Source organism: Rathayibacter sp. PhB179 (assembly GCF_004345345.1).
Lineage (GTDB): Bacteria > Actinomycetota > Actinomycetes > Actinomycetales > Microbacteriaceae > Rathayibacter > Rathayibacter festucae.
This window is the reverse complement of sequence record NZ_SLVD01000008.1, coordinates 66,017-78,757: the sequence shown is the minus strand read 5'-3', so window position 1 is coordinate 78,757 and position 12,741 is coordinate 66,017. Positions and strand designations below refer to the sequence as shown.

Genomic DNA, 12,741 nt, shown 5'->3' with positions numbered 1-12,741 from the left:
CCGACCCCGACGACACCGACCCCGAACGAAGGACGATCATGACCGCCTCCGACGAGCACTCCGTCCCGCCGCGCATCCCCGGCCCCGACGAGCCGAGCATCCCCGAGCTCGAGGAGGACGAGACGATCGCCCCCCGCCCCGAGGAGGAGGCCGCCGACCTCGACCGCGCGACCCCCGACCTCGCCCCGCACCCCGAGGGCTAGCCCTCCCCGCGAGATGCCACTTGTGCACGGGTATCACGGCGTGTCGCGTGCGCAAGTGGCATCTCGCGGCGGGGATCAGGACGCGAAGTGGGCGCGGACCTCGGCCTGCCAGCGGGTGCGGTCCTCGTCGGAGATGAAGGCGGCGTCGAAGGAGTTGAGCGCGAGGCGCTCCAGCTGGGCGTCGTCCATCCCGAGCTCCTCGACCAGCGCGCGGTAGTTCGCGTCGACGTAGCCGCCGAAGTACGGCGGGTCGTCGCTCGAGACGGTGACGATCAGCCCCGCGTCGAGCATCGCCGGCAGCGGGTGGTCCTTCATCGTGTCGACGGCGCGCAGCGCCACGTTCGACAGCGGGCAGACCGTGATCGGCACGCCCTGCACGCGGAGCATCGCCACGACGGCCGGGTCCTCCATCGCGCGGATGCCGTGGTCGATCCGCTCCACCTTCAGCAGCTCGAGGGTCTCGGCGACCGTCTCCGGGCCGCCCTCCTCGCCCGCGTGCGCGACGAGGTGCAGGCCCTCCGCCGCGGCCCGCGCGTAGACGTCGATGAAGAGCTCCGGCCCGAAGCCGACCTCGTTCGAGTCGAGGCCGACGCCGATGATGTGCTCGCGGTAGGGCAGGATCGCGGTCAGCATCTCGTCCGCCGCGTCGGCACCGAGGTCGCGCAGGAAGCACATGATCAGGTCGGTCGAGATGCCGTGCGTCTCCTCGCTCCGCCCGAGCGCGCGGGTGAGCCCGGCCATCACGACGTCGAGCGGCACGCCGTTGCCGAGGTGCGTCTGCGGATCGAAGAAGATTTCCGCGCGGCGGACGTTCGCGAGCTTCGCGCGATCGAGATAGCCGGTGGCCAGCTCGAAGAAGTCGCGCTCCGTCTTCAGGACCGTGAGGTTCGAGTAGTGCAGCTCGAGGAACGAGGCGAGGTCCTCGAAGGCGTAGCGCGCGCGCAGGGCGTCGAGGTCCTCGGTCGGCAGTGCGATGCCGTTGCGGCGCGCCATCTCGACGATGTGCTCGGGCTCGATCGTCCCCTCGATGTGGATGTGCAGCTCGGCGCTCGGCGGCGCTCCGCGATCGAGGGCGGTGCCGGTGGCGGGAGGCGTGAGGGTCACGGTGGCGTTCCTGTTCCGGGCCGCGGTCGCGCCCCGCGGTCACCGTAGTCGGCGCGTGTTACGCGCCGATGACCGGCGGATGTGCGGCCCGCGACGACGCCCGCCCGACCGGCCGAGACCGCGCACCACCGCGGTCGCTCGCGCACCCGCTGAGAGGATGAGGTCATGCCGTTGCTCGCTCCCCGCCGTCGTCCCGCATCCGAGCCGGGCCCCGCGCCGATGGTGCGCCTGCGCGACGCGGCCGTCCGCGCGGGGGAGACGGAGCTGCTCGCGCCGCTCTCGCTCGAGGTCGAGCCCGGGGAGACCCTTGCGGTCACCGGTCCGAACGGCAGCGGCAAGACGACGCTGCTGCGCCTGGTCGCCGGCCTGACGCCGCCGAGCTCCGGCACCGTCGAGATCGCCGGCCGCCCGGTCACGGAGCGAGACCGCCAGCATCGGCGCCGGGTCGCCGCCCTCGTCGGCACCCCGCCCTTCGAGCGCGACCTCACGCTCGAGGAGCACCTCGAGATGGTCGCCCTGTCCTGGGGAGCACCGCTCGCCGAGGCGCGCCGCACGGCCGTCGCCGGTCTGGACGCGCTCGGCCTCGGCGCTCTCGCCCGCCGGTTCCCGCACGAGCTGTCCTCCGGGCAGACTCAGCTCCTCTCCCTCGCGCTCGTGCTCGCCCGGCCCGGCGAGGTGCTGCTGCTCGACGAGCCGGAGCAGCGGCTCGACGTCGACCGCGTGCCGCTCGTGATCGAGGTCCTTCGCGAGGCCGCCCGCGGTCGAGCGGTGCTGATCGCGTCCCACAACCCGCTGCTGACGAGCGCACTGGCCACCCGCGTCCTCGAGCTGAGCGGCCGATGAGGGCCGGCCGCGTCGGTGTCAGGCGCCTCCGGGTCGGCGGCCCGAGCGAGCGAGTCCACGCCGTCCGCGCTCTGCACCGGTCCCGCGCCGCGGCCGAGCAGCGCGGTGGCGCCTACGCCGGCTACCTCGCGGCGATGACCCTCCTGGTCGTCGTCCTGCCCGTGCTCCGGGCCGTCGTCCTGCTCGCCGCGGAGCCCGACCCCGCCCTCGCCGCCCTCGACCCGACGACCGTCGTCGGCCTCACCGCCGGGCTGCTTCTGCCCGCCGCCGTGCTGCTCGGCCGCGTCCGCGGTCCGGCGGTCGGCGAACCGCACACCACCGCCGTGCTGCTCGCCACCGACCTGCCCCGCCACCTCGTGCTGCGCCGGCCCGTGGCGATCGCGGGGACGGCCGCCGTGCTCGCGAGCGCCGCGGCCGCCCTGCTCATCGCCGTCGCCGTGGGCGGTGCACCGCTCGTCGCTGTCGGTGCCGGAGCGGCCTTCGGAGTCCTCCTCGCCGTCGCCTGGCTCGCCGGCCAGTGCCTCCCCGGCCGAGGAGCGGCCCTGCTCACCGGGGTGCTGGTCGCCGCAGCAGCGCTCCCGGCTGGTCCGGATGCCCTCCTCGGCCGCGCGCTGACGACGGCCGACCCATCAGCCCTGCCCGGTACCGCGGTGCTGACCGCCCTGGCCGCACTCGCGCTCGCCGTCGTCCCGCGCCTGCTCGACACGGTCCGCGGCGGCGTCGTCGTCGCGCAGTCGCGGCAGTGGCGGTCGGCCCGGAGCAGGGGAGCGATCGGCGAGGTCGCCGACGCCCTCGAGGGCTACCGCGCCCGGCCCGGCCGCTTCCGCCGCCTGGACGCCGTCCGCGTCGCCCCGTTCGCCCTCGCCGTGCCGCTCCGAGACGCGATCGGCGCGTTGCGCACGCCCGGCCGCTCCGTCGCCGGGGTCGCCGCGCTGGCCGCCGCGGGGCTGGCCCTCGCCGTCGCGGCCGTGGCGCCGCCCTCGCTCCTCGCGCTCCCCGCCGCACTGGCCGGCGTCCTCGCTTACTGCGGCGCCGGGGTCTGGAGCGACGGCCTCCGCCACGCCGCCGCGACCGCGGGCCAGCCGGCGCTGCTCGCACCCGCGCCGTTCGAGCTGCTGCTGCTGCACGGGATCCTGCCGCTGCTGCTCGCCGTGGGGATCGTCGTCGCGGCCTGCGCTCTCGCCGCCGGGCCCGCGTGGCCCGCCGTCGCGGTCGCGGTGGTCGCGGTGGCCGCCCGGGCGATGGACGCGACCCGCGGCCCGCTCCCGCCCTCGCTGCTCGGGCCGATCCCGCTGCCGATCGGGGACGGGGCCGGCGCCGCGGTGCTGCTGTGGAACCTCGCCGGCGTGCTGGTGACGGGCGCCGCGGCGGTGGGAGTCGCGTCGGCCCCGGGCCTGCTCGCGGCGGTCCCGGTCGTCGCGGTCGGGTGCCTCCTGATCGCCCGCCGGCGTCTCGCTCGCGCCTGAGCCTCCCGACCTCCGCTCGCCGAGCGGATGCGAGGATGGCCGGGTGACCGCGCATCCCCGGCTCGACGAGCTCATCCGCACCGTCCACGTCCTCCGCGCCCCGGGCGGCTGCCCGTGGGACGCCGAGCAGACCCACGAGTCGCTCGTGCGCTACCTGATCGAGGAGTCGCACGAGCTGGTCGACGCGATCGAGGCCGGCGCCCGGGCCGACCTGATCGAGGAGCTCGGCGACGTGCTCTACCAGGTGCTCTTCCACTCCGACCTCGCCGCCGACGGGCCGGAGCCGTTCACCATCGAGGACGTCGCGGCGCACATGAACGCCAAGATGATCGGCCGTCACCCGCACGTCTTCGGCGACGCGACCGCGGAGACCGCCGACGACGTCATCGCCGTCTGGGACGAGCTGAAGAAGACCGAGAAGCCGCACCGCACCAGCGTCCTCGACGGGATCCCGCAGGGCATGCCCGCGTTGGCGCTGGCGGACAAGGTGATCGGCAAGGCGACGACGCTCGGCATCGTCGACGCGGGGGAGGGGCCGCTGCCGATCGAGTCGGAGGAGGACCTCGGCCCGCTGCTGCTCGCGATCGTCGCCTCGGCGCGGGCGCAGGGGCTCGATGCGGAGCGGGCGCTGCGCACGGCGACCCGCGACCTGCAGGACGAGATCCGCGCGGTGGAGCTGGAGCGTCGGGAGGGGTAGCTGTCGCCTCGAGTGCTGATGGCGGGGATCTGGATACGCCCGCTCCGCGGGCTACTCGATCAACAGGGGTGGCAGGCTCTGCACAGTGCGGCGTGATTCATGCTGGTCGAGCAGCCGCGGAGCGGCGTATCGAGACCCCACGTCTCCAGAACGGTGGATCTCGATACGCCCGCTGCGCGGGCCACTCGATCAGCATGAGTGGCCCGCTGCGGGGGCTACTCGATGAGCATGAGTGGCCCGCTGCGGGGGCAACTCGATGAGCATGAGTGGCCCGCTGCGCGGGCTGCTCGATCAGCAGGAAGGCCGTCGGTCAGGCCACGCGGCGCCCGCGGGGCAGGCGCGCCGCCGGCGTCGCCGTGCGGCGGATCGCGCCGAGCAGCAGGCCGACCGCCAGCACCAGCTGCAGCGTCAGGCCGACGAACCAGGACGGGACGGTCGCGTCGAAGACCTCCTCCGGAGTGCTCGGCCGCGTCGAGCCGGTGTAGCCGGAGCAGGAGAGCTCGACGACCGGCTCCGGCGCGATCTGTGCCTGCCGCACCAGCAGCGAGAGCCCGGTGAACAGGTCCTCCGGCGAGCCGTACTCGTCGAGCTGCGGCGGGACGGCGTCGGCCAGCACCACGAACGGGTTGAGCGCGAGCAGCCCCCAGTAGTAGTCGGCCCGCGCCACCTGCGTCTCGTAGTCCGGTCCGCAGATCCCCTGCTCGTCGTCGACGAAGACGGTCTGCTGCTCCGTGGTCGTGACCGCCGTCAGCAGCCCGAACGCGATCAAGGATCCGACGCTCATCGCCGCGACCAGCAGGTAGGTGGTGACGACCGACATCAGCGGCCGGTCGAGGATCCCGCTGAGACCCACTCCGATCGCCGCGACGACGCCCAGCTGCACCGCGAGCACGAGCACCGAGACCGACGCGGAGGCGAGCGACACCCCGCCGACCCCGACGGCGACGAGCAGGAACGGCACGGTGCTCGCGAGGAACGCCAGCGCGACCAGCCAGGCCGAGACGAACTTGCCGAGCACGAGCTGCGCCGTGGTCACGAGGGTGACCTGCGTCGTCGCGAGGGTCCCCGCGTCGCGGTCGCCGTTCACGGCCGTGCCGGAGAGCGCGGGCGTCACCAGGCTGCCCAGCAGCAGCACGAAGTAGACGAGGGTCGAGTAGAGGAAGCCGCCCACGACGGCGCCGCTGCCCGAGAAGACGCCGGTCGCGACGACCAGCAGTCCGGTGACCGCGCCGACCAGCAGGAAGAACAGCCCGAGCAGGACGAAGGACGAGGTCCCGCGCACCCGCTGCGCGAGCTCGAGGCGGAGCACGATGCCGACGCCCTGCAGGAAGGGCAGCGGCCGGGCGGTGGTCTCGGCGCTCATCGGGCGTCCTCCTCGTTCTCGGTGCCCGGTTCCGCGGGCCGGCCGGGCCCCGCGGCACTTCCCGGCTCCCCGGCCGAGCGGGTCAGGTCCGAGAAGGTGTGCTCCAGCTCCCCGACCGCGGGCGCGAAGCGGCTGACCGCGACCCCGGCCGACACCAGCCGCGAGAGCAGCTCGGCCGCCGCCGCATCGTCGACGACCGGCACGAGCGCTGCATCGCGCTCCACTCGGACCGGCACGCCCGTCAGCCGCTCGACGACCTCGGCGAGCTCCGCCCCGCGCGGCCGCACCGCGTCGATCCGCCAGGCGCGCAGCGCCCGCGACGCGCGCGCGACCGCCTCCTGCGAGGCCGTCACCCCGCCGTCGAGGTAGACCGCCGCGGTCGCCATCTCGTCGAGCTCGGAGAGCACGTGACTCGAGACCAGCACCGTGCGCCCCTCGCCGGCGAGCCGCAGCACGAGGTCGCGCAGCGCGATCCGCGCCCCGGGATCGAGCCCGGAGGCCGGCTCGTCGAGCACCAGCACCGACGGGTCGTGCACGAGCGCCCGGGCGAGGCTGAGCCGCTGCTTCTGGCCGCGCGAGAGCACCCGGGTCGGCCGGTCGCCGAACTCGACCAGATCCACGAGCCCGAGCAGCTCGTCCGCCCGGGCCTCGGCGTCCGGGCGCGGCAGCCCGTACAGCTGCCCCGTCGTCCGGAGGGTCTCCCGGCAGGTCAGGCTCGCCCACGAGCCGAGGACGTCGGGCATCCAGCCGAGCGCGGCCCGCACGGCGGCGGGCTCCTCCACAGGGTCGTGACCGGCGACGCGGAGCAGCCCGGCGTCGGGGCGCAGCAGCGTCGCGAGCAGCAGCATCAGCGTCGTCTTGCCCGCGCCGTTGGGCCCGATCAGCGCGGTGACCTCACCGGGCCGGGCCTCGAAGCTGGCGTCGCGCACGGCGTGCACCGGCCCGAACGCCCGCGACACCCCCTCCGCGACGATGCCGGCATCAGCGTGCGTGTCCATCGAGTCCCCCTCGTCGGTCCGCGGCGATCCCCCTGACCGCGCGAGCGCCGCGAGCCTAGCCGACACCCCCGACCGGCCGGACGCCCGCGGCGCGGAGGGCCGGAGAACACCGGTCGACGGTCTGGGAGAATCGCCGCATGGCTTCTGCGATCACCCCGCCCCGCGGCATGCGCGACTTCCTCCCGGCCGACAAGGCGAAGCGCGAGCACGCGCTCGGAGTGATCCGCCGGGTCTACGCGGCGCACGGCTTCGACGAGATCGAGACCCCGGTGGTCGAGGACTTCGAGCGCCTGCACTCCGGCCTCGGCGGCGACAACGAGAAGCTCGCCTTCAGCGTGCTGCGCCGCGGGCTCTCGCACGACGACCTCGCGGCGGCGGCCGCGGCGGACGACGCCTCGGGCCTCGCCGACCTCGGCCTCCGCTTCGACCTCACCGTCCCGCTCGCCCGCTTCTACGCCAGCCACCGCGCCGAACTGCCGACCGTCTTCCGCTCCGTGCAGATCGCACCGGTCTGGCGCGCGGAGCGCCCGCAGAAGGGCCGCTACCGCCAGTTCGTCCAGTGCGACATCGACATCATCGGCGAGCCGGGGCAGCTCGCCGAGGTCGAGCTGATCACCGCGACGGCCGCCGCCCTCGACACCCTGGGCCTCCGCGACTGCACCATCCGGATCAACGACCGCCGGATCCTCACCGGCATCCTCGAGCACTGCGGCTTCGCCCCCGAGCGCTTCGGCCCCGCGCTGATCTCGATCGACAAGCTCGACAAGATCGGGGCGAGCGGAGTCGTCGCCGAGCTCGAGGCCGACGGTCCGGACGCCGCGGCCGTGCTCGGCGGCTACCTCGCCCGCATCGAGGCGGCCGTCGCGGCCGGGGGAGTGGCGCTCGAGCAGTCGGCGATCCTCGGCGTGCTGCCCGAGGGCATCGACCCGGAGGCGGTGCTCGCCCTCGAGACGCTCGCCCGGTCGCTGCGGTCGCTGCCGACCGGCGTCTCGCTCCGCTTCGACCCCACGCTCGTGCGCGGGATGGGCTACTACACCGGCACCATCTTCGAGATCGCGCACCCCTCCTCCGGCTCGTCCGTCGGCGGCGGCGGCCGCTACGACGGCATGATCGGGCGCTTCCTCGGCCAGGACGTGCCGGCCTGCGGCTTCTCCATCGGCTTCGAGCGGATCGTCGAGCTGATCGACGTGCCGCTGGACGAGCGGCCGGACGCGGTCGTCCTCGTGCACGAGCGCGACGCGGCCCCGGAGGTGCTGCTCGCGCTCAAGCAGGAGCTGATCGCCGGCGGCTCCCGTGTGCGCCTGGAGCGCCGCGCGAAGAACCTCACGCCGCTGCTCGACCGGGCCGCCGCCGCCGGATTCACGCGCTTCGCACTCGTGCCCCGCGACGCCGCAGCGGCCGCGGATCTCGCCTTCAAGCCGATCGGCTGAGCTGAGAGGGGCCTCAGCCGATCCGCCGGGAGGGAAGGGCGGAGCGGTCGGATCGTTGTCGGATCCGTGAGACCCTTAATACCCGCGAAATCTGCGGACACACCGGAGAAATCTCCCGAGGATAGCGTCGAGGCACCCCGATCGGCGCGGCTTGGCGCGCCCCGTGGGGCACCCGTCGCGAACCGCGCACCACAGCAGCTTCCACCGCCTTACCCGAGGAGTCCCCCTTGCCCCTGTCGCCCTTCCGCACCTCGCAGACCTTCGACCGCCGCAGCGTCCTGCGCATGGCCGGCGTCGCCGGTCTCGCCCTCGGCGGCGTCTCCGTCCTCGCCTCCTGCGCCTCCGACTCCTCCGGCGCCTCGGCCGAGGACGGCGGCGACCTCGGCACCCTGAAGGTCCAGCTCTCCTGGATCAAGAACGAGGAGTTCGCGGGCGAGTTCTTCGCCGACTCCAAGGGCTACTACACCGAGGCCGGCCTCTCCGGCGTCACGCTGACCGCGGGCCCCTCGACCGGCACCGCCGAGCTGCTGTCCGGCTCGGCCGACGTGGCGCTCAGCGACGCCGTCTCGGTCGGCACCGTCGTCGCCAACGAGAAGGCGCCGCTCAAGATCATCGGCGCGACCTACCAGAAGAACCCGTTCACGGTCCTCTCGATCGCGACCGCCGGCAACATCGCCACCCCCGCCGACCTCGCCGGCAAGAAGATCGGCGTCCAGGCGTCGAACACCTCGCTCTTCCAGGCGCTGCTGAAGGCGAACGGCCTCGCCGAGTCCGACGTCACCGTCGTCCCGGTCGAGTACGACCCCTCGGTCCTGATCAACGGCACCGTCGACGGCTTCATCGCCTACCTGACCAACGAGGCGATCACCGTCGCCGCCGAGGGCTACGAGGTCGTCAACCTGCCCTTCGCCGACAACGGCCTCCCGTTCGTCGCCGAGACCTTCACCGTCACCGACCAGGCCATCTCCGAGAAGCGCGAGGCGCTCAAGGCGTTCCTCGTCGCCGAGATCAAGGGCTGGACCGACGCGGTCAACGACCCGGAGGCCGGCGCGATGCTCGCCCTCGAGACCTACGGCAAGGACCTCGGCCTCGACGAGGAGTCCTCCAAGAAGGGCTCCACCATCCAGTCCGAGGAGCTCGTCGTCTCGGACGAGACCGTCGCGAACGGCCTCTTCACGATCTCGGACAGCCTCCAGGAGGAGACGCTCGCGTCGCTCTCGGGCGCCGGCATCGAGGTCGACGCCGCCGACCTCTTCGACATGAGCCTCCTCGCCGAGGTCTACGAGGAGAACCCCGACCTCGTCAAGTACGCCGCCTGACACCGGCTCTCGAACCAGCGCCACCACACATGCAGCACCACGGAGGGCACCACTCGTGACCGACACGACCGACGCCGGCACTCTGCGCGAGCAGGGTGCCGGCGGCACCGGCATCCAGATCCACGGCCTGTCGAAGACGTTCCGGATGGGCTCTCGCAGCGTCACCGCGCTGCAGGACACCGATCTGCACACCGACCAGGGCAGCTTCCTCGCGCTCCTCGGCCCCTCGGGCTGCGGCAAGTCCACCATCCTGCGGATCCTCGCGGGGCTGGAGGAGCCCACCTCGGGCTCCATCCGGGTGGACGGCCGCACGCCCAAGGAGCTGCGCCGCGACAACAAGCTCGGCATCGCCTTCCAGGACCACGCGCTCCTGCCCTGGCGCAGCGTGATGTCGAACATCCGCCTCCCGTTCGAGATCGCGGGCAAGTCGGTGGACCAGTCCTACATCGACGAGCTGATCGACCTGGTGGGCCTGCGCGGCTTCGAGAAGGCCAAGCCGGCGCAGCTCTCCGGCGGCATGCGCCAGCGCGTCTCGATCGCCCGCTGCCTCATCCTCAAGCCCGAGGTGCTGCTGCTGGACGAGCCGTTCGGCGCGCTCGACGAAATGACGCGGCAGAAGCTCAACCTCGAGCTGCTGCGGATCTGGACCGAGAAGCCGGCCACGACCCTCCTCGTCACCCACGGCATCTCGGAGGCGATCTTCCTCTCGGACCAGGTCGCCGTGATGAGCCCGCGGCCCGGCCGGGTCAAGGAGATCATCGAGATCGACCTGCCCCGCCCGCGCACGCCGGAGATGCAGCGCACCCCCGAGTTCCACGCCTACGTCGACCAGGCGTCCGAGCTGCTGTTCGGCGACGGCGGCGCGGCCGCCGACGACCACTGAGGCGCCCCGTGGCCACCCTGCTCCCCGCTCCCGTCCCGCCGACCGAGCGCCGCTCGCGCTCCCTCCCGCCCTGGGCCTCCGGGCTGATCGGCATCGTCGGCATCATCGCCGTCTGGTGGCTGATCGCCCTGGTCACCGCCCCCACCGGCGGCACGACCTACGCCCCGGTCCCCACGCCGATCCAGGTCGCGCAGACGATCGCCGAGGACGGGCCCGCGTTCTACTGGGCCAACTTCTCGGTGACGATCGGCGAGGCCGCGGTCGGCTACTTCTGGGGCAACCTCATCGCCCTGGTGCTCTCCGCGCTCGTCCTGATCGTGCCGTGGCTGGAGGGGATCGTCTCCCAGCTCGCGGTCGTCACCTACTGCGTGCCGATCGTCGCGATCGGGACGCTCGTGCTCCTCATCCTCGGCGGCTCCGACGCGCCGGGGCGGCCGAGCGACACCGCGATCTTCCTCGCCGGGCTCTCGGTCTTCTTCACCACCGTCGTCGGCAGCCTGCTCGGCCTCAAGGCGGCCGACAAGGCCTCCCTCGACGTCGTGACCGTCTACGGGGGCACGAAGTTCACCCAGCTCCGGAAGGTCCGCGCCATCGCGGCGCTGCCGAACATCCTCTCCGCGCTGCAGATCGCCGTTCCCGCGGCGTTCCTGGGCGCGATCCTGGGGGAGTACTTCGGCAAGATCGAGACCGGGGTCGGGCCGATCCTGGTCGCGGCGCAGGTCTCGCTGAACTCGCCGCGCGTCTGGGCGCTCTTCCTCCTCTGCGCCGCCGTCGCGCTGATCGGCTACGGCCTCGTCGGCCTGATCGGGCGCCTCGTCGCCCCGTGGTCCTCCGGAAAGCGGGCATGACATGACCTCCACGATCCCCGACCGCACCGAGCAGTCGAGCCCGACGCAGATCATCGCGGTCGACGAGCTCCGCCGTCAGCTGCGCAGCGCCGCCCTCGGCGCCACGCTGAAGAGCCTGCGCAAGAGCCTCCTGATCGCGCTGTCGACCGTCGCGATCGTCCTCGCGATCTGGATCGGCGTGATCCTCTTCAGCGGCGTCTCGCCGTACGTGATCAAGGGTCCGTGGGACGTCTGGGCGCACCTGGTCACCGACGAGTCGGCGGCCGAGAACCGCGCCGAGCTGGGCGGGCTCTTCGCCGTCACCATGGTCGACTCGTTCATCGGCTTCGCGGCCGGCCTGATCGTCGCGATCCTGGTCGCGATCCTCTTCCGGCTGTCCAAGGGCGTCGAGCACGCACTGATGCCGTTCGCGCTGCTGCTGCGCTCGGTCCCGCTGATCGCGATGACGCCGCTGATCATCCTGGTCTTCGGCCAGGGGACGGTCGCCTCGGTCGCCGTGGTCGGCGGCATCGTCGTGCTCTTCCCGGCGCTGGTCACGATCGCGTTCGGCCTGAACAACGCCTCGCCGCAGATGCTCGACGTCGTCTCGGTCTACGGCGGCTCCACGCTGACGGCCATCCGCAAGGTCGCCATTCCCGGAGCGCTGCCCTCGCTCTTCGCGGCGATCCGCGTCTCCGTCCCCGGAGCGATCACCGGCGCGCTGCTGGCCGAGTGGCTCTCCACCGGCGACGGCATCGGCGGCGGCATCGCCGGCTGGACCGCGCAGGCCCGCTTCGACGACATCTGGTCGGCCGTCGTCCTCGTGACCGGCGTCTCGCTGATCCTCTACATGGTCGTCCAGGTCGTCGAGACCTTCGTCCTCTCCCGGATGTCCCTCTCCCTCTCCTGACGCACGTCTGCTCCCCTCCGCGAGATGCCACTTGTGCACGCCCGACACGGCGTGTCGCGCGCACAAGTGGCATCTCGCGGAAGCGGGGAGGGACGGGTCAGACGGTGACGATCGCGTCGATGCGGCGCGGGGACAGGAGGTCGCGGCCGCCGAGGCCGTCGAGCTCCATCACCACGGCGATGCCCTCGAGGGACCAGCCGGCGCGCTCGATCAGGCGGCAGCTCGCGTCGAGGGTGCCGCCGGTGGCGAGCACGTCGTCGACGAGCAGCAGGCGCGCGCCCTTCGGCACCGCGTCCTCGTGCACTTCGAGCTGCGTGCTGCCGTACTCGAGCGTGGCCTGCTCGCTCAGCACGGTCCGCGGCAGCTTGCCGGGCTTGCGGATCGTCACGACTCCGAGGCCCGCGGAGTAGGCGGCGGCCGCGGCGAGGAGGAAGCCGCGCGCCTCGACCCCGGCGATCGCGTCGATCCGGCCGCGATACGGCTCGATCAGCGCGTCGGCGACCGCGCGCAGCGCCTCGCCGTCGCCGAAGACCGGCGTGAGGTCGCGGAAGAGGATGCCGGGCTTCGGGAAGTCGGGGACGACCTCGGTGAGGCGCTCGACGAGGGCGGCGGCGGTGCTGGTCACGGGGTCCTCCGGTGGTGCGGGAGCGGATCGGCGGCCGTGCGGCGCGGCTGCCGTCAGGGCCCTGGGAGTCTAC

General features: G+C 73.1%; 13 protein-coding genes. 9 read left to right on the top strand and 4 right to left on the bottom strand.

Translation table 11 applies throughout. The features are described from left to right. Positions 1-38 precede the first annotated feature (38 nt). The gene (locus EDF43_RS21950; RefSeq protein ID WP_159422277.1) at positions 39-203 is read left to right on the top strand and encodes a hypothetical protein; all 165 of its coding nucleotides are present in this window, start codon (positions 39-41) and stop codon (positions 201-203) included. A 75-nt stretch (positions 204-278) separates the two neighbouring features. Here the strand turns inward: EDF43_RS21950 and EDF43_RS16105 are convergent, their stop codons facing one another. Then, positions 279-1,307: an adenosine deaminase gene (locus tag EDF43_RS16105; protein WP_123737721.1), complete on the bottom strand. Its 1,029-nt coding sequence runs from the start codon at positions 1,305-1,307 to the stop codon at positions 279-281. 165 nt (positions 1,308-1,472) lie between these two features. Here EDF43_RS16105 and EDF43_RS16100 point away from each other — a divergent pair, with 165 nt between their 5' ends. From EDF43_RS16100 to EDF43_RS16090, 3 genes are read left to right on the top strand one after another with little or no spacing between them, the layout of a single operon-like run. Beyond that, positions 1,473-2,150 carry an ABC transporter ATP-binding protein gene (locus tag EDF43_RS16100; protein WP_243646346.1) on the top strand — a complete coding sequence of 226 codons (678 nt, stop codon included), beginning with the start codon at positions 1,473-1,475 and terminating at the stop codon, positions 2,148-2,150. Further along, on the top strand, positions 2,147-3,616 hold the full coding sequence (locus EDF43_RS16095) for a hypothetical protein (RefSeq protein WP_132437726.1): 1,470 nt from the start codon (positions 2,147-2,149) through the stop codon (positions 3,614-3,616). Before EDF43_RS16100 ends, EDF43_RS16095 begins: the two co-directional genes overlap by 4 nt. A gap of 43 nt (positions 3,617-3,659) precedes the next feature. Beyond that, positions 3,660-4,313: a MazG family protein gene (locus tag EDF43_RS16090; RefSeq protein ID WP_132437727.1), complete on the top strand. Its 654-nt coding sequence runs from the start codon at positions 3,660-3,662 to the stop codon at positions 4,311-4,313. A 310-nt stretch (positions 4,314-4,623) separates the two neighbouring features. Here EDF43_RS16090 and EDF43_RS16085 read toward each other — a convergent pair whose 3' ends face one another. Both EDF43_RS16085 and EDF43_RS16080 read right to left on the bottom strand, forming a co-directional pair. Continuing rightward, positions 4,624-5,676 (bottom strand): ABC transporter permease, encoded by a 1,053-nt coding sequence (locus tag EDF43_RS16085; RefSeq protein ID WP_132437728.1) that lies wholly within the window; start codon positions 5,674-5,676, stop codon positions 4,624-4,626. Continuing rightward, the gene (locus EDF43_RS16080) at positions 5,673-6,674 is read right to left on the bottom strand and encodes an ABC transporter ATP-binding protein (RefSeq protein ID WP_132437729.1); all 1,002 of its coding nucleotides are present in this window, start codon (positions 6,672-6,674) and stop codon (positions 5,673-5,675) included. The genes EDF43_RS16085 and EDF43_RS16080 overlap by 4 nt, the downstream gene beginning before the upstream one ends. Positions 6,675-6,811: 137 nt before the next feature. Between EDF43_RS16080 and hisS the strand changes: the two genes are divergently transcribed. From hisS to EDF43_RS16055, 5 genes are all read left to right on the top strand, one after another. Beyond that, the gene (gene hisS / locus EDF43_RS16075) at positions 6,812-8,104 is read left to right on the top strand and encodes a histidine--tRNA ligase (protein ID WP_132437730.1); all 1,293 of its coding nucleotides are present in this window, start codon (positions 6,812-6,814) and stop codon (positions 8,102-8,104) included. A gap of 227 nt (positions 8,105-8,331) precedes the next feature. Continuing rightward, positions 8,332-9,423: an ABC transporter substrate-binding protein gene (locus EDF43_RS16070; protein WP_243598509.1), complete on the top strand. Its 1,092-nt coding sequence runs from the start codon at positions 8,332-8,334 to the stop codon at positions 9,421-9,423. A 145-nt stretch (positions 9,424-9,568) separates the two neighbouring features. Continuing rightward, positions 9,569-10,306, top strand: a complete 738-nt coding sequence (locus EDF43_RS16065; protein WP_132437775.1) for an ABC transporter ATP-binding protein — start codon at positions 9,569-9,571, stop codon at positions 10,304-10,306. 8 nt (positions 10,307-10,314) lie between these two features. After that, positions 10,315-11,154, top strand: coding sequence for an ABC transporter permease subunit (locus EDF43_RS16060; RefSeq protein ID WP_243582213.1), 840 nt, complete (start codon positions 10,315-10,317; stop codon positions 11,152-11,154). 1 nt (position 11,155) lies between these two features. Then, a complete protein-coding gene (locus EDF43_RS16055) occupies positions 11,156-12,043 on the top strand; it encodes an ABC transporter permease subunit (protein ID WP_207901803.1) in 888 nt (295 codons plus the stop codon). Between the two features lie 97 nt (positions 12,044-12,140). Here the strand turns inward: EDF43_RS16055 and EDF43_RS16050 are convergent, their stop codons facing one another. Beyond that, positions 12,141-12,668 (bottom strand): adenine phosphoribosyltransferase, encoded by a 528-nt coding sequence (locus EDF43_RS16050; RefSeq protein WP_132437731.1) that lies wholly within the window; start codon positions 12,666-12,668, stop codon positions 12,141-12,143. Positions 12,669-12,741 lie beyond the last annotated feature (73 nt).